The sequence below is a fragment of the Blastocatellia bacterium genome (assembly GCA_016713405.1).
GTDB lineage: Bacteria > Acidobacteriota > Blastocatellia > Chloracidobacteriales > JADJPF01 > JADJPF01.
Genome location: JADJPF010000008.1, coordinates 36093 through 52875, shown reverse-complemented (window position 1 = coordinate 52875; position 16783 = coordinate 36093). Strand labels below are relative to the sequence as shown.

The window sequence follows — 16783 nt, the reverse complement described above, 5'->3', positions numbered from 1 at the left end:
ATAAACTTCCTAATATTTTTAATGTTGGTTGGCAAAGATTTTTTTAGGACTTAACTAATCAAAATGAACCATGATCTTACAGTTATTGGAGGCGGTTTAGCTGGAAGTGAGGCGGCCTGGCAAGCAGCGCGTTTTGGCCTTAAAGTTAAGCTTTATGAAATGCGCCCAGAAATGCCAACCCCAGCCCATAAAACCGACAAGTTAGCTGAAATTGTTTGTAGCAATTCGCTAAAATCTGATGAAGTTGGAACGGCTCCCTATCTTCTAAAAGAAGAATTAAGACGTGCTGGCTCTCTTCTTTTACAAGTAGCAAATAGATGTCGAGTGCCAGCAGGCGCAGCACTTGCAGTTGATAGAGAAATATTTTCTAGTGAAGTTACTAGGGAAATAGAAGCTAATCCAAATATAGATTTAATACGTTCGGAAATGCCTGTTATAGCTGATCAAGGGCAAGTTATAATTGCTAGCGGGCCGCTAACATCAAAAAGCCTATCTGAAGCAATATCTAAACTTACTGGCACAGAGCATCTTTATTTTTATGATGCTATTAGTCCAGTAGTTGACGCAGAAACTATAAATTATGATAAAGTTTTTCGTGCTGCTCGATATGATAAAGGCGATAAAGATTATATTAATTGCCCAATGACAGCCGAAGAGTATCAAGAGTTTTATCAAGCTTTAATTACAGCAGAATCAGTTGCAACTAAAGATTTTGAAAAAGCAATGTATTTTGAAGGTTGTTTGCCAATAGAGGAACTAGCTAGACGTGGACGCGATACACTACGTTTTGGCCCAATGAAGCCTGTTGGACTAATTGACCCTAAAACAGGTAGAATTGCTTATGCGGCTGTCCAACTACGTCAAGAAAACTTGATGGCAGATAGCTACAACTTAGTAGGTTTTCAAAACCATCTTAAGTTTGGTGAACAGAAAAAAGTTTTACAATTAATTCCTGGACTAGAACAAGCTGAATTTATTAAGTATGGACAAATTCACCGAAATACTTATATAAATGCTCCAGATTTACTTAATGAATTTTTACAGGTAAAAAAAGATCCTAGAATTTATTTTGCTGGTCAAATTTCTGGGGTAGAAGGCTATGTTGAATCAATTGCTACTGGACTAGTTGCAGGAATTACTGCTGCAAAAGTAGCAAAAAATCTTAATCCTATTGCTGTTCCTCGTCTTAGTGCTATAGGTAGTTTGCTAAATTATGTTGCTAATTGTGAAGTAAGACCCTATCAACCAGCAAATATAACTTTTGCCTTGTTACCAGCTTTAGACAGTGAACTAAGACGTAAAATTAAGCAAAAGGCAGAGCGTAAACATTTACAAGTCAAAATGGCTTTAACTGCCTTTGATGATTGGTTAAAACAAGTTTTTCCTGCTTAAGAGTAAAATTAGGATGATGTTAAAAAGACTAATACTACTGCTTGTTATTTTTGGATGTTTTTCTGGGCTAGCTAGCTTGGCTCAGAATGTCAAACCTTTTACTCAAGATGATAAAGAAGAGAAAAAAGCTGTTAAACCTCAAGATGATAGCGTTGTAAAAGTAAAAACCGAACTTGTAACAGTGTTAGTTTCTGTAACAGATCAAAAAGGAAATCTGGTTAATAATCTAGCAAAAGATGATTTTGAACTTTTAGAAAACACCATCCCCCAAGAAATATTTACCGTAGCTAGAGAAAATACTGCACCATTAAGATTAATAGTTCTCTTTGATACAAGTGTAAGTGTTAAGCCAAAAATAAAATTTCAACAACAAGCTGCTACAAAATTCTTTAAGTCTGTTCTTCGCCCTGTAGATCGTGCCGCGCTACTTAGCTTTAATCATGATGTAAGAATTGAACAAGATTTTACTTCTGATGTAGAAGCTTTGCTAAAAGCTTCTCGTTCACTTAAAGCAAAAGGTGGAACAGCACTTTATGATGCTATTTATCTAGCAGCACAACAGCTTGAAAAAGTTTCTGGCCGACGAGTTATTGTAGTTATTTCAGATGGTTCTAATGTAATTAGTAAAACCACGCTAGAAACAGCACTAAGATTAACTGAGCGTGCCGATGCTGTAATTTATGGAATTTATACAGCTACTAAGCTAGATGAAGAAGGCGCAACATTAGGCGATAAAGAGCTAGAAAAAATTTGTGAACGTACAGGTGGAGAGGTATTTTTCCCTAAGGATATTAATGATCTAGATGATAGTTTTGCTAGACTAGCTGCTGTTGTGCGTGCGCAATATGTTTTAACTTTTTACCCTGCTAATGAACAAAACAATGAGCAAACGACTGTAAATTATCGAGCCTTAAAGGTTAATGTAAAAAATCCTGACTTGAAAGTTAGAGCTAGAAAAGGCTACTATGCTAGCAAAGACTAGCAATTAAAATTCCCAAAACTTAGGAATAACTTCTTTATGCAATCATACATGGACAAATTTATTGATCATTTAATGTACGAACGTAACGTATCTGAACACACTTTACGTAATTATAGAATAGATTTAGAAAGTTTTGCTGATTATTTAGCTCCACAAGATAATATGGGCAATCGAGCAGAAATAGATGTCAATAAAATAGATGTAATTACGGTACGAGGCTATATTTCCTCACTTTATCAAGGAAAAAAGAAAAAGTCTTCTGTTGCCAGACGTTTAGCTGCACTTAGATCGTTTTTTAAGTATCTTTGTCAAGAAAAAGTAATTCAAGAAAATCCTGCAAAATTAGTTGCATCTCCAAAATTAGAAAAGAAAATTCCTAATAGTTTAACTGTAGAAGAAGTTATTAAGTTCTTAGAGGTTCCAGAACGTGATAGTGTTTTAGGTAAACGAGATCGAGCTATTTTAGAACTGCTTTATGGCTCAGGTCTTAGAGTCTCTGAACTAGTAAACTTAAACTTAAATGATTTGGATTTTAATAACTTAGCCTTAAGAATTAAAACTAAAGGTAAAAAAGAAAGAGTAGTTCCTTTTAGTCCGCATGCCAAAGTCGCTATAGAAACTTACCTAGGCGTTCGAGGTCAGCTTTTAGCTGAAGCAAACGAAGATATTCGTGAGTCAATGGTACTTTTTCTTAATTATCAAGGGACACGTATCACTACTAGATCTGTAGGTAGAATGGTTGATAAATATATTGAACAATGTTCCGACATGCATCATATTAGCCCACAAGCCCTACGTCATTCCTTTGCGACACATTTACTTAGTGCTGGAGCAGACCTAAGATCTTTACAAGAACTTTTAGGACATGCTCGTTTAACTACTACTCAGCAATATGCTCAACTAGTTGCAAAAGCAGGAGATCAAGGAAAATAGAAGCGAGAAATATGACTAGTTCTTTAATCTCAACAGATGTTGATCTTAATAAAAAAGCTGTTGTTTTGTTAAGTGGTGGATTGGATTCTACAACAGTTTTAGCAATTGCTAGGGCTGCAAAATATAAAATTTATGCTCTTTCCTTTTGTTATGGTCAGCGTCATGATATTGAGCTAGAAAAAGCTAAAGAAATTGCTAAACATTTTGCTGTAGCTGAACACGCCATAATTAACATAGATCTGCGTCGTATAGGTGGATCAGCCCTAACAGCAGAAATTGCTGTTCCTAAAGAGCGATCTTTAACAGAGATGGAAAAAACTATCCCTGTAACTTATGTTCCTGCTAGAAATACAATTTTTCTTTCTTTTGCCTTAGCCTGGGCCGAAGTATTAAACGCCTCTGATATTTTTATTGGAGTAAATGCTTTAGATTATTCAGGTTATCCTGATTGTCGCCCAGAATATATTGCTGCCTTTGAAAAACTTGCAAACCTGGCTACAGGTGCTGGAGTAGAAAACCGTTTATCTTTCCATATTCACACACCATTAATTAATCTATCCAAAGCAGAAATTATTAAGCAAGGTCTAGAGTTAGGTGTAGATTATTCATTAACACATAGTTGTTATGACCCTAATGAGATGGGGTTAGCTTGTGGTTGCTGTGATAGTTGCCAACTGCGCTTAAAAGGCTTTCAAGAAGCTAAAGCAACAGATCCTATTAAATACCAATAATACCAATAATTTATCTTTAGTTGTTCATAATGTTAGGAAATAGAGAAAATTTTTGGTAATCTCTTGTTTCTACTACAACTTCCTAAAATGGCATTACCCTAAATATTTAATTAGATAAGTGCGGAGGTCATCATGTTATGACAGAATTCTCATTTAAACATAAACTACGCTATTGGTTTGATAATACTATGTCTAAAGGCACAGTTGCACTAATTGGGTGGCTAGGCATTATATCTGCCATAATGATACTAATTATTTCCTACTCCAACAACAATGGATGGTACAGAATTCACCTTCACAGAATTACTATGGATGGGTTTGATGCGGTCAATGGATGCTGGAACTATAGGCGGTGATGATGGAAACTGGATGTTTCTTAGTGCAATGCTTGCTACAACATTTGGGGGAATTTTTATCTTTAGTACCTTAATAGGTTTACTTACAGCAGGAATTGAAAGCCAAATAGAAAAATTACAAAAAGGACGTACCCTAGTAGTTGAAAATAATCACACTGTAATTTTAGGTTGGTCTGCACATGTTTTTACAATTATAAGTGAGTTAATTGTAGCAAGTACTAATCAAAAATACTCCTGTGTTGTAATTCTAGCTGATAAAGATAAAATGGAAATGATAGATGAAATTCGTAATAAAATTGGAAAGAATACAGGAAAATTACGCATTGTTTGTCGAACTGGAAACCCAATGGATATACTTGACCTAGAATTAGTTAATTTACCAGGGTCAAAATCAATTATTGTTCTAGGTGCTGAAGGCGATGAGCAAGATGCACAAGTAATTAAAACTTTATTGGCAATTACTAATAATCCTAACCGACGTAAAACCCCTTATCATATTGTAGTGGAATTACATAATCCTAGAAATAACGATATTATTGGTATTATAGGAGCTAATGAAATTGAAGTTGTGCAAAGTGAAGATATTATTGCTCGTATAACGGCTCAAACTTGTCGTCAATCAGGGCTTTCTGTAGTTTATACAGATTTGCTTGATTTTGGTGGGGATGAAATTTATTTCCAACAAGAACCAAAATTAGTAGGCAAAACCTTTAGTGATAGCTTGTTGCTTTACAACAAAGCAGCAATTATTGGTTTGCAATATAAAGATAATAGTGTTGCACTTAATCCACCTCACAACACAGTTATTAAAGATGGTGACAAAGTAATAGCTATTGCAGAGGATGACGATAAAGTAATTTTCTCAGGATTAAGTATTAAAATTGCAGAAGATGTAATTGTGAAAGGCAAGAAAAAAGAAATAAACCCAGAAAGAACAATTATCTTAGGTTGGAATAAACGAGCCTCAAAAATAATTAATGAATTGGATAATTATGTTGCACAAGGGTCATCTTTACTTGTTGTTGCTGAAATAGCCGAAGCAGAAGAAGAAATTAATCAAGATTGCTCTGAATTAAAAAATCAAACTGTTAGTTTTCGTCTTGGTGACACTACAGACCGGTTTTTACTTGATGAACTTCAGATGCAAAGCTTTAATCAAATTATTGTTCTTTGTTATTCTGAATATAAGGATGCTCAAAAAGCAGATGCTTGTACTTTAATGACATTACTTCATCTACGCGATATAGAATCAAAAAGCAAATCTAATTTTGCCATAGTAAGCGAAATGATGGATGTTAATAATCGAGAGCTAGCCAAAGCTACTAATGCTGATGATTTTATTGTTAGCGATCGTCTTATCAGCTTACTATTAACTCAAATTTCAGAAAATAAATACCTTAACCCAATTTTTGCTGATATTTTTGATCAAGATGGTTCAGAAATTAGCATGAAACTTGCAAATGAATATGTTCTAGCAGGTAAGAAGATAGATTTTTACACTGTAGTTGAATCTGCTCGTCGTCGAGGTCATATTGCAATTGGTTATCGTATAGCTGCTGAAAGCCAAAATGCTGATAAAGCTTATGGTGTTAGACTTAATCCAGATAAGTCAGAACTTGTTACATTTACAGAAGAAGATTCTATTATAGTTATTGCTGAAGACTAGAAATTACAAGTCATAAACCAACTAGGAGTAAGATTAATGCGTTATGCTTAATCTTACTCCTAGTTAGTTATTTATTGCGGTTGACGTTGGGAAACTAGGCGTTTTGCCATATTACGAAGCACGTCAGGGACACCTTTATCTTTAGTTAAAGATTTTAAGTCTTTTAATTGCAATCTATTAACAAAAGACATAGAGAAATTAATTGGTGTACGTGGATTAAGTGCTAAATTATGAATAATAAGGTAGTTACTAACCCAATTACGATTCATACAAATTATTCTTAATACTTCTTCACTAATACCTTTGATTTTAGCAAATTTTTCTACTTCTCCTTCTGTAATCTTAGGATTTTTAACTACTGCTGAAGAAACCATTTTATTAGAATCACGAATTAACAATGCTCTAACATCCCGTCCACCCTTAAGACCTAAAAAGATCTTTTCTTTTGCTGAAGCTTTTGCAACTATTTGATAAATAGATAGTTGTTCGTCTGATAACTCTTCACCATCTTCTTTAACTTCAAAAAGCAGTCTACGTAGTTCTGCTTCAGGGTCAAAATTAAGTCCTGGGTCAGTATCTTCGGCCTTAATTCCAACCTCTTTTTCAAAACTTGCTACTACAGATTGAAACTCATCTTCGGAAACATCTACACCTAGTGCTTGAGCTAAACGGGCGCGAGCTTTTTGTTCTTCTGCAACACGAGCAGCACCTAGCTCTTTTTCAAAGAATTCTGTTTTGATTTCACGTGCGCGACGTTCTGCTTCTGGGCTACGATGTGGGTTAGCTAAAATTGCATCAATGATAGCAGGATATTGAATAAGACGTTGTTGGTTAATGGTAATGGCTTCTAGCAAAGAGGCATTATTACTACGAGATGCAATCATTGCAATTGCTTCATCAGCCGTATTTTTATTTAAGATTATAGCTTCTATTATGTTATTGGTAGCTTTGGGCCAACCTGCTAAAAAATTAAGTACTTCTACAGGTGAATTAGAGTTTTGAGCAATTGGTAATAATGCTGCTGGATCAAAATTATTTAATGTGGCTTGTGCGGCTGTGCGAATGTCTTCTTCTGGGTCTTGACCAAGCAAAATCAAAGCCTGCAACATATCTTCTTGTGATAGAGGAAGCATTCCCCGTGCTGCTGCTAGGCGGGCCGGTTTTGGGGCATTGCCTGATTTGATTGCATTAAGTATTGGATTAGACATAGTTTTGTTATTGTCCTCAAATAAACAAATATAAGTTAGTAGAATAAGTTAGTAGAATAAGTTAGCCACAGAAAAACAGCTTTTCCTGTGGCTAACTTTATAGAACTTTAGGTTTATAAATTAAGCTGCTCCACAACATTTTTTGTGTTTTTTACCTGAGCCACAAGGACAAAGCTCATTTCGTCCAACTTTATCTGAATTTACTACAGTTTGCTGTTTGTCTTCTTCTGGATCAACCTCTCCTGTTACAGAAGGTGCTGCTGCTTTGGTAAAAGTGATATTCATACGTTGGGATTTACGCCCAATTGAAGGCAATGTAAATGATTGAGATGCAACAGGTGTTTTAGGTGTAACAGCTTGAACAGCTTCTTCAACAGCTTTAGGTTCTTCACGTACAAATTTTAGATGGAATAAAATTTTAATAGTTTCTTCATCTATTCGTTCAATTAAACTATCAAAAAGTTGTTTGGTGATTTTCTTATACTCTACTAATGGATCTTTTTGACCATAACCTACAAGCCCAATACCTTGTTTTAAGTGATCAACATTAAGTAAATGATCTTTCCATTGTTGGTCAATAACTTCTAACATTATCATTCTTTCATAATGTTTTAAGAAGTCAGCAGTTGCCACTTCTTCTTTATCTTTATAGCTTTTATGGATTAACGGCCAAACAAGACTTTTAATTTCATGATTGGTAAGATCGTCTAGCTTTCTACTATCAACTTCATCAACTTCATAGTTATAGAGTTCTTTAAGTTTTAATTTTAACCCATCATAGTTCCAATCCTCTAAACCACCATCAGCAGGAATAAGCTCATCTACCATATCTTCAAAGAAATCTTCTGCAATATGGATAAATTCACGAGCATTTTGATTTACAAGTAGTTCTCGGCGCAAACTATAGATAGTTTCTCTTTGTTTATTCATAACATCATCATATTCAAGTAAGTGTTTACGAATAGAGAAGTTATGTCCTTCAACTGATTTTTGTGCTGCTTCTATACGTTTACTAACAATGCCGCTTTCAATCGCTACGCCTCGCTCCATACCTATTCTTAGCATAAAGTCTTTGATCTTATCTCCGCCAAAGATACGCATTAAGTCATCTTCTAAAGAAAGATAAAATCTAGAAGAACCTGGATCGCCTTGACGACCTGAACGGCCACGTAATTGATTATCAATACGACGGGATTCATGGCGTTCTGTACCAAGAATATGTAATCCACCTAAAGCAATTACTTCATCATGTTCTTTATCAGTAATTTCTTTTGCTTTCTTAAACTCTTCTTCAAATTGTTCTGGAGTAGCAAGAGCAGGGTTGATTTCACGTTTTTTCAACATCTCTTTTGCTAGTGCTTCAGGATTACCACCTAATAAAATATCTGTACCACGACCAGCCATATTTGTAGCAATCGTAACAGCACCTTTACGACCTGCTAGAGCAACAATGTCAGCTTCACGAGCAGCATTTTCTGGTTTAGCGTTCAAAACATTATGAGGAATATTAAGTTTTTTAAGTTGTTTAGCAAGGTTTTCAGAACTATTTACTGAAACTGTACCGACTAAGGCAGGCTGGCCTTTGTGGTGTATTTCTTTAATTTCTTCTACTACAGCTTCCCATTTTTCTTCTGCTGTACGGAAAACTACATCAGAGTAATCCTTGCGTACCATTGCCCGATGTGTTTGAATAACGATTACATCTAAATTATAAATTTTACCAAATTCTGCTGCTTCTGTTTCTGCTGTACCAGTCATTCCGGCCAGCTTTTTATACATACGGAAGTAGTTTTGTAGGGTAATAGTTGCTAGGGTTTGATTTTCACGCTCGATTTTTACGCCTTCTTTAGCTTCTACTGCTTGATGCAACCCATCTGACCAACGTCGTCCAGGCATTATCCGTCCAGTAAACTCATCAACAATAATTACTTGATCATCTTTAACTATATAGTGTTTATCACGAATAAATAAAGAGTGTGCTTTTAGGGATTGATTAAGACAATGTAGGATCTCAATATTAGAAGGGTCAAAAAGATTTTCACATTTTAAGAATTCTTCTGCTTTGTCTACACCAGTTTCTGTTAAAACAGCAGAATGAGCTTTTTCATCAATTTGATAGTCTTCATCTTTTTTTAATTTAGGGATAAGTTCGTTGGCAATTTTATATTTTTCTGTTGAGTCATCAGAAGCACCAGAAATAATTAAGGGTGTTCGGGCCTCGTCTATTAAGATTGAATCAACTTCGTCAACTATTGCAAAATTATGACCACGTTGCACACAAGTAGCTAGGTCAAATTTCATATTATCTCTTAAATAATCAAAGCCAAACTCATTGTTAGTTCCATAAGTAATGTCTGCTTTGTAGGCTTCTTGACGTTGGAAATCATCCAGATCATGTTGAATACAACCGACTTTTAGCCCTAAGAAACGATAAATTTTACCCATCCATTCCGAGTCCCGTTTGGCTAAATAATCGTTTACCGTAACGATATGAACCCCTTTTCCTTCTAAGGCATTAAGGTAGGTAGGTAATGTTGCTACTAAGGTTTTACCTTCGCCAGTTCTCATTTCTGAGATAGCACCGCTATGAAGGATCATTCCTCCAATTAATTGCACATCAAAATGACGCATTCCAGTAACGCGGCGGGAGGCTTCTCTTACTACAGCAAAAGCTTCTGGAAGAAGATTATCAAGGGTAGCACCTTGTTCAAGTTTTTCTTTAAACTCGGCAGTTTTGCCTTTTAATTGGTCATCTGAAAGGGGTTTAATTTTGTCTTCCAATGCGTTAATTGCTTCAACGATTGGTCTTAATTGTTTTACTCTGCGCTCATTAGCACTGCCAAAAATCTTGGTCAAAATCTTATTTAACATAATAATTAATATTTACCGTTTCCAAATTTTAATCTTACTAACCCAACGTCAAGTATCAAATATAAAGATAAACTTAAGGCAATGGATTGTTATCCAACAATTGTAAAAGAAGCTAAATCTTGCGTCAAGAAAGCCGTATGTTAAACAAGTTGTTATTAATCAAATAGTTGTTATTTGTTGCAAATGAGATGGTTAGATTTACGTTTTTTTCTGTATAAACTATAATGGCTAGAAAAATTTTTGAGGTCTTTTTATGAAATGCCCAATTTGTCACCAAGAAACTACCTGGGAAAATAATCCTACTCGCCCATTTTGTTCTGAACGCTGCCAATTAATGGATTTAGGTAAATGGGCCGATGGAGACTACCGTATTAGTGGTAATCCAATATCAGAGCTAGATAAAGATGCTGCTGATTCTTTAACAGAAACTTCCCAAAAGTCAAAATCAGATTTTATTAATTAAACAAAAAGTTGGTATTTATGACAGAACATAAAAATCTTAGTGATGTTACTAGTCCTGTGTGTCGTTTGCGTTTTCGTCGTCGAGCTAAAATTGTTGCCACAATTGGCCCTGCTTCCAGTTCATTGGAAGTAATGAGAGAATTAGTTAATGCTGGGCTAGATGTAGCGAGAATTAATATGTCTCATGGTAGTCATGAGGCTCATGCCCAAGTAATAGGCTATTTGCGGGCTTTAAGCGAAGAAGTTCACCGACCTATTGCAATTTTATTAGATCTATGTGGGCCAAAAATTCGCACAGGTAAACTTAAAGGTGGAAAAGCAGTAGAACTGCAAGCAGGAAGTTTATTAACCATTACTTCAGAAGAAATTGAAGGCGATGCTAAACGAGTTAGTGCTAGCTACCCTTATTTAACTCAAGATCTAAGAGTTGGCGATAAAATATTGATAGATGATGGTTTACTAGATTTTGTTGTGGAAAGTAAAACGGAAAAAGAAATAGTTTGCCGAATAATTCATGGCGGGATGTTAGGGCAAAATAAAGGGATCAATTTGCCAGGAATTCCGCTTTCTATTCCTTCAATTACAGAAAAAGATAAACGTGATTTAGCTTTTGGTATTCAACAAGGTGTAGATTATGTAGCACTTTCCTTTGTGCGTTCAGCAAAAGACTGTCAAGAGGCACAAAACTTGATTGAACAACTAGCTAAATCTACTGATAGTCATCAACCTCCGTTAATAGCTAAAATTGAAAAGCGAGAAGCACTAAAAGAACTAGATGATATTTTAAAAATTGCTGATGGAATTATGGTTGCACGGGGCGATTTAGGCGTTGAAACTTCAACAGAAAGTGTTCCTGTTTACCAAAAAGAAATGATTCGTAAGGCAAATCAAGTAGGTAAAATAGTAATTACTGCTACACAAATGTTGCAATCAATGGTAGATAATCCACGTCCTACACGTGCCGAGGCTTCAGACGTTGCTAATGCGGTGTTAGATGGAACAGATGCAGTAATGTTATCAGGTGAGACTGCTGCTGGTGCTTATCCTATAGATTCAATTAAGACAATGGATCGGATTGTTTGCTATACAGAAGAAGCTGTTTATAAACAAAAGATCTTGCAACAAAAAGATCGTCGAGTAAGAGAACTGTTAGCTTCAGGTGGTGGAACAGGTTCCTATGGTCGAGCATTAGCTGAAGCGGCTGCATTTGCTGCTGATGAGGTGGCTGCACCATTAATTGCTGTATTTACTGAAGGTGGTTTTATGGCTCAACATATTTCTGCCTTACGACCAAAACAAGACATAATAGCTTTTACTCATATATTAGAAACACACCGTCGTTTGGCTGCTGTTTGGGGCATAGAAAGCTTTTTGCTACAAACTAATGGTTCAACAGCCTTTTTAGAAATTGCTGATAAAATGTTGATAGAGTTAGGTTTAGCTGATGTTGATGACACCATAATTATTGTTGCTGGTACTATTGAAGGAATGCCACTTTCCAACATGGTTAAACTTCACAAGGTAGGCGAAACTAGTAAGTAATCATTGGATTTACTAAAAATTTAATTTCTAAGGATGTTAAAAGAAATGCGTAAAACGTTTTTTGGGGTGCTAATAGCACTCCTAATTTTTTGTTCACTTCCAATAAGACCAATAAGTGCTTATTCATCAGGAAATGAAACCGATGAAGGCTATCAAGCAATTAGTGTTAGATCGCTAAAAGCACACCTTAATTTTTTAGCTTCTGATATGTTAGAGGGTAGGGAAGCAGCAACCAAGGGCTATGATATTGCTGCTGGATATGCTGCTAGTTTGTTTCAACAATGGAACTTAACTCCAATAGTCCCAACAACAGCAGGTGAAAAAAGTTATTTACAAACATTTTCGCTACTAGAAATAATTAGTAAAAATAAAGAGACGCTACAACTCATTACAAAAGAAGGGGATAGCCAAACTACTAAAGAATTTACAAACCGAGTGCATTTTTTTACAAATCGTGCAAACACTACAGTTTCAATTAATGCTCCTGTTGTATTTGCTGGATATGGGTTGGTTGTACCAGAAATTAAATATGACGATTTTGCAGGTATTGATGTTAAAAATAAAATAGTTGTAGTTATGGGGCATGCACCGGGTGAAGGCGATGACAAATCTTACTTTTATAAACAAGAAAATCGCAACCGCTTTTTTAATGGTGCAGAAATTTTTGAAAAACAGAAAAATGCTCAAGAACGCGGTGCAGTGGCTATGTTGTTAGTTCGTGATCCATTAGGAAAACATGAATCAATGCTAATGAATTTTGCTACTAACATTTTTCAAAAGTTTAGAAATAATATTAATGCTCCTACACTAAGAAGACGGATGGTTTTGGCTGAAGATAACAACACAACAGACCGTATTCCAATTATTAATATTTCAAAAACTGTTAGTGATGAGCTTTTTAATAAGTCTGGAATCTCACTAACAGAACTTCAAACGGAAATAGACAAAAATCTAAAACCAAACTCAAGAGAATTAACAGGTAAACAACTTAAATTTGACTTAGAAGTTGAGCATAAATTACTTAATACTACTAATGTTGTAGGGATGTTAGAAGGTTCAGATCCTAACTTAAAGAATGAGTATGTAGTTTTAGGAGCGCATTTAGACCATGACGGCACTAGAGATGGTTATATTTGGAATGGTGCTGATGATGATGCTTCTGGAAGTTCTGCAATACTGGAGTTAGCTTTTGCTTTTAGTCGTGCAAAAGAACGTCCTAAACGCAGTATTATCTTTTGTTTATGGGGAGCAGAGGAAAAAGGTTTGCTTGGGTCTGAATATTTTACTGATCATTCACCTGTGCCACTGGAAAAAATCACTGCTATGGTGCAACTAGATATGATTGGCCGAGATGTTGAACCGCGACCACATCAGCTAACTAATGGACGGGAAAAACCTAAAGATCTTCGTCGCTATATTTACACAGAAATTTCTGCTCAATCGCCAGAAATGGGAGAAATCTTAAAACAAGCTAACAAGCAAGTGGCTTTAGAACTTAACCATGAGGCAAACTTAAGGGTTTCTGGAGGCTCAGATCACTACTCATTTTTTGCAAAAAAAATTCCAATACTTTCAATTGATGATGGGGTTTTTCATCCTGATTATCATCAACCAAGCGACACAGTAGAAAAAATTAATTTTGAGAAAATTTTCTTTGTCACCCAATTAACTTACTTAATTGGTCGTGAAATTGCCAACCATCCTACTAAAATTAAATGGGATGAATCAGTAAAAGTAGCTGATAACAAATAGAAGTTTTTCTTTTAAGTTTAATTGTTGCCACATTAGTGGTATTTATTACTAGCCCGGTCATTTATGGCTGGGCTTATCTTAATCTTAGCTAAAAGGATTTATTAGTTCTTTTAGTTCTGCTAAAGAATTTTTAGCAATTATCTTATAAACTAAGTATTGGCAATTAGGAGGAAGTTCTTTAGCTACTAAAATATCAACAATCAAAAAGCTTTTTGATTTATTAATACCTTCTTTCCAATCTTTATTTCTTGCATCACGAAAGCTTGAATTACCTGACTCAACACCGATTGCAGTTAACAAGGCTTTTGCCCAGCGTAACAACTCAGGCCAATAAGAAATTACTATTATGGAAATATCTTTAGGGGGAGTAGGATATTTTTGTGCATCTTGCTGAACAGAACGAGAATTTAAGAGCTTTAAGTTAGCTGGTAAATTTTGCTTTGTTGTATCAACACGTCCATACATTGCAACAGGAATAGCACCTTCAAGCAGATTATTGCAATCTTCTAGGCTAGCTTCACGTACTGGAAATTTTGTTGCTAAATGAATTTCCTTCATTAAAAGTTTACGTAATTCTTTGCTTGGATCTATAACTAAAAAGTGGTCTGGATGCTGGTCTTTCTAACCATTTTGGAAGCTGTTTTTGGAGTTCAGAAATAGTAAAACCTTGGTTACGAATTTCTTTTAGAAAAGATAAAATTAAATGATCTAGCTTAAGCTGATTATCTATTTGTGGTAAACGCTCGCGTACATAAAAACCGCTTCCTTGGCGTATTTCTAGCCAACCTCTTTCGGCTAAATCATGATAAATAGTTGTTACAGTATTATGATGAATACTTAGGCGGCGAGCTAATTCACGGGTACTAGGTAATTTTTGATTAATTTTTAAGTCATTGCTAACAATTGCTAGCATTATTTGTGTTGCTAATTGTTCATGAATTGAAACTTCGCTATCTTTAGCTATCCATAGGTGCATAAATTTACATTCCAATTATTTTTTAAGTATTAACAACTTGGCTTAACGCTTAAGCAGATTTCTATCTATCTTAAATCGATGATGTGACAGAGAATCTTTTCCTACGTTTACTAGTGTAGGTGTAAGCGAAGCCGAAAAAGGAGAAGCTATTTCTTGGACTTTTGGATAAATTAAAATGCCGTGTTGACTAGCTAAATCTTCATCTTCATCAAAACGAGTTTGAAGGGTTTGAATAGTTGTTTCATTAAAGACTCGATGTAAAAACCAGCTAGCCCAAGAATTACCTGTAAATGGGTTAGTTTGATGAGCTAAAATATTAGCTGGTTCATTAGGTCTAATTACTGCTCTAGTTGGTAAATTAGAAAAGTAAAAGCCATCAAAAAGGTCTAAAGAGTTTACATGGTAGCTAGCAAAAAAAGCACAACTAGCTGTTATTGCATCAATTAATGAAACATCAGGAGTAGTTTTTGAGGATAAAACTACAGATTCAGCATTTACAACAGCTTCTTGCATTGCATCTTGAATTTTTAATTTTGCTAAAAAAGATGCAAGTTCTGTTGTTAAAGAAAAAAGTTTGCTAAAGGTAAAATTTTGTAGAAGTCGTCCTAAGCGTTTTAGCACATCTATAATTCCACCAGAAACATCTAGGTAGGCACAGGCAACAGAAAGATCTATGGATAATTCGCCTAAAGTTAAGTCTCGTTGTTTAGGCAAACGACCGGCAGTATTATTTTTTAATAAATAGTCAGGGAAAATTTCTCTTAACCTAACAGGGATTTGGAAAGCATCAAAAAAATTGACATTATGAACGTGTGGCAATGTAGCATAAAGGTGAAGAGGTGTAATGCCGCTAGCTATTAGGCCGGTTATTAAGCTTCCACCGCTTACACCAGCTAAACGACGCAGTATAACACCGGAATCTAGACAATATTTAATGGCTGGTAAGGAGGAAACTTTCCACATTCCGCCACCACTTTCTACTAAATCTAAATGAATAGCTTTTTTGTCACGTTTTGTTTTACTAACTTTTTTATTTTGTTTTTCTAAAGAAATTTCTTGATTAGACATAAAAAGTAATATGCCATTTTTTTGTCCTGATTGGTAGTTAGGAAATATGCCAAGACAAGCTTTTTTAGAGAGTTATGCGGAAAGGTTTTGGATTATCCCCTAGCTGGTTAATTTGTTGATAAATAACTGCTAACCGCTCATCCATTTGTTCAATATTATCTTGGGAAAAAATTTTCTCTAAAGTATTTAATTCATCCTGATCAAATAAAATATTAAGATTGATCGGATTTTTTTCTGCTACTCGTTCAATTGCCCAATGCAGACGTTCAGCTAAAGAATATTTTTTGTTTGCCGTTAAGGAAATAAACATTTTTAATGAATTAGCAGGCAAAAAGTCCATCAAGCCATATAGTTGTTGGTAAATAGAGAATAGCTTTTTTTGTTGACTAAATAAAATGCTAATAATTCTAGTACTTAATAATAAAACTGTTGTAGAAATTAGATCTGCTATTTCTTGGTTACTGTAAAAGTAATTTGAAATTCTTAGTTGGCTAGGCCAGTTAGCTACCCAGGCAGAAAAATAGATCCAGGTAATTAGCAGTAAAACTAATATAAAACAACAAATTGACTGTAAATTTTTATTTTGTGCTTTTTTACGGGATAACCCTAATGGATATTTGCTTATTAATTTTTGGCCTTGCCAAATTATTAACAACATCCAGGTAATTAAAATAAAATTTATTAGCCAGTACACAAGCAAATTACCTTTTAGATAGTTTAGATATAGGGATTTTAGCTGTAGATAAAGATTGTTTGCTAGTAGTTTAGAAACTATAATGCTAAAAAATTCCCTACTTTTGAGAAAGTAGGAAACCTAGGTGATTACAAAAATAAAGAGATAAAG

At 34.9% G+C, this 16783-nt stretch carries 14 protein-coding genes; 8 read left to right on the top strand and 6 right to left on the bottom strand.

Features of this window, described 5'->3' with window-relative positions; genetic code table 11:
- The first annotated feature begins 63 nt into the window (after window positions 1-63).
- The 5 genes from trmFO (at window position 64) to IPK14_12265 (ending at window position 6060) form a co-directional block, all read left to right on the top strand.
- Window positions 64-1392: a methylenetetrahydrofolate--tRNA-(uracil(54)-C(5))-methyltransferase (FADH(2)-oxidizing) TrmFO gene (trmFO, locus tag IPK14_12285; protein MBK7994161.1), complete on the top strand. Its 1329-nt coding sequence runs from the start codon at window positions 64-66 to the stop codon at window positions 1390-1392.
- Between the two features lie 13 nt (window positions 1393-1405).
- Complete coding sequence (locus tag IPK14_12280; protein ID MBK7994160.1) at window positions 1406-2374, top strand: VWA domain-containing protein; 969 nt, start codon at window positions 1406-1408, stop codon at window positions 2372-2374.
- A 36-nt stretch (window positions 2375-2410) separates the two neighbouring features.
- Window positions 2411-3307 (top strand): tyrosine recombinase XerC, encoded by an 897-nt coding sequence (locus IPK14_12275; GenBank protein ID MBK7994159.1) that lies wholly within the window; start codon window positions 2411-2413, stop codon window positions 3305-3307.
- 11 nt (window positions 3308-3318) lie between these two features.
- Window positions 3319-4038: a 7-cyano-7-deazaguanine synthase QueC gene (gene queC / locus IPK14_12270; GenBank protein MBK7994158.1), complete on the top strand. Its 720-nt coding sequence runs from the start codon at window positions 3319-3321 to the stop codon at window positions 4036-4038.
- A 321-nt stretch (window positions 4039-4359) separates the two neighbouring features.
- The gene (locus IPK14_12265) at window positions 4360-6060 is read left to right on the top strand and encodes an NAD-binding protein (GenBank protein MBK7994157.1); all 1701 of its coding nucleotides are present in this window, start codon (window positions 4360-4362) and stop codon (window positions 6058-6060) included.
- A gap of 71 nt (window positions 6061-6131) precedes the next feature.
- Here IPK14_12265 and IPK14_12260 read toward each other — a convergent pair whose 3' ends face one another.
- Together IPK14_12260 and secA are read right to left on the bottom strand one after the other, a co-directional pair.
- Window positions 6132-7268: a hypothetical protein gene (locus tag IPK14_12260; GenBank protein MBK7994156.1), complete on the bottom strand. Its 1137-nt coding sequence runs from the start codon at window positions 7266-7268 to the stop codon at window positions 6132-6134.
- 120 nt (window positions 7269-7388) lie between these two features.
- Window positions 7389-10139, bottom strand: coding sequence for a preprotein translocase subunit SecA (gene secA / locus IPK14_12255; GenBank protein MBK7994155.1), 2751 nt, complete (start codon window positions 10137-10139; stop codon window positions 7389-7391).
- Between the two features lie 253 nt (window positions 10140-10392).
- On the opposite strand from secA, the gene IPK14_12250 reads away from it, so the two are divergent.
- From IPK14_12250 to IPK14_12240, 3 genes are read left to right on the top strand one after another with little or no spacing between them, the layout of a single operon-like run.
- Window positions 10393-10602, top strand: a complete 210-nt coding sequence (locus IPK14_12250; GenBank protein MBK7994154.1) for a DNA gyrase inhibitor YacG — start codon at window positions 10393-10395, stop codon at window positions 10600-10602.
- 17 nt (window positions 10603-10619) lie between these two features.
- Window positions 10620-12143: a pyruvate kinase gene (gene pyk, locus IPK14_12245; protein MBK7994153.1), complete on the top strand. Its 1524-nt coding sequence runs from the start codon at window positions 10620-10622 to the stop codon at window positions 12141-12143.
- 45 nt (window positions 12144-12188) lie between these two features.
- The gene (locus IPK14_12240) at window positions 12189-13895 is read left to right on the top strand and encodes a M20/M25/M40 family metallo-hydrolase (protein ID MBK7994152.1); all 1707 of its coding nucleotides are present in this window, start codon (window positions 12189-12191) and stop codon (window positions 13893-13895) included.
- 84 nt (window positions 13896-13979) lie between these two features.
- Here the strand turns inward: IPK14_12240 and IPK14_12235 are convergent, their stop codons facing one another.
- The 4 genes from IPK14_12235 to IPK14_12220 form a co-directional block, all read right to left on the bottom strand.
- On the bottom strand, window positions 13980-14453 hold the full coding sequence (locus tag IPK14_12235; protein ID MBK7994151.1) for a hypothetical protein: 474 nt from the start codon (window positions 14451-14453) through the stop codon (window positions 13980-13982).
- A 7-nt stretch (window positions 14454-14460) separates the two neighbouring features.
- Window positions 14461-14871, bottom strand: coding sequence for a GntR family transcriptional regulator (locus IPK14_12230; GenBank protein MBK7994150.1), 411 nt, complete (start codon window positions 14869-14871; stop codon window positions 14461-14463).
- A gap of 42 nt (window positions 14872-14913) precedes the next feature.
- Entirely contained in the window at window positions 14914-15939 is a 1026-nt protein-coding gene (locus IPK14_12225) for a patatin-like phospholipase family protein (GenBank protein ID MBK7994149.1), read from the bottom strand.
- Between the two features lie 64 nt (window positions 15940-16003).
- Window positions 16004-16633 (bottom strand): hypothetical protein, encoded by a 630-nt coding sequence (locus tag IPK14_12220; protein ID MBK7994148.1) that lies wholly within the window; start codon window positions 16631-16633, stop codon window positions 16004-16006.
- Window positions 16634-16783 lie beyond the last annotated feature (150 nt).

Excerpts from the sequence above, each read along its gene's own strand:
- trmFO (MBK7994161.1), top strand. The coding sequence starts at position 64 with ATGAACCATGATCTTACAGTTATTGGAGGCGGTTTAGCTGGAAGTGAG.
- IPK14_12280 (MBK7994160.1), top strand. The coding sequence starts at position 1,406 with ATGATGTTAAAAAGACTAATACTACTGCTTGTTATTTTTGGATGTTTT.
- IPK14_12275 (MBK7994159.1), top strand. The coding sequence starts at position 2,411 with ATGCAATCATACATGGACAAATTTATTGATCATTTAATGTACGAACGT.
- queC (MBK7994158.1), top strand. The coding sequence starts at position 3,319 with ATGACTAGTTCTTTAATCTCAACAGATGTTGATCTTAATAAAAAAGCT.
- IPK14_12265 (MBK7994157.1), top strand. The coding sequence starts at position 4,360 with ATGCGGTCAATGGATGCTGGAACTATAGGCGGTGATGATGGAAACTGG.
- IPK14_12260 (MBK7994156.1), bottom strand. The coding sequence starts at position 7,268 with ATGTCTAATCCAATACTTAATGCAATCAAATCAGGCAATGCCCCAAAA.
- secA (MBK7994155.1), bottom strand. The coding sequence starts at position 10,139 with ATGTTAAATAAGATTTTGACCAAGATTTTTGGCAGTGCTAATGAGCGC.
- IPK14_12250 (MBK7994154.1), top strand. The coding sequence starts at position 10,393 with ATGAAATGCCCAATTTGTCACCAAGAAACTACCTGGGAAAATAATCCT.
- pyk (MBK7994153.1), top strand. The coding sequence starts at position 10,620 with ATGACAGAACATAAAAATCTTAGTGATGTTACTAGTCCTGTGTGTCGT.
- IPK14_12240 (MBK7994152.1), top strand. The coding sequence starts at position 12,189 with ATGCGTAAAACGTTTTTTGGGGTGCTAATAGCACTCCTAATTTTTTGT.
- IPK14_12235 (MBK7994151.1), bottom strand. The coding sequence starts at position 14,453 with ATGAAGGAAATTCATTTAGCAACAAAATTTCCAGTACGTGAAGCTAGC.
- IPK14_12230 (MBK7994150.1), bottom strand. The coding sequence starts at position 14,871 with ATGCACCTATGGATAGCTAAAGATAGCGAAGTTTCAATTCATGAACAA.
- IPK14_12225 (MBK7994149.1), bottom strand. The coding sequence starts at position 15,939 with ATGTCTAATCAAGAAATTTCTTTAGAAAAACAAAATAAAAAAGTTAGT.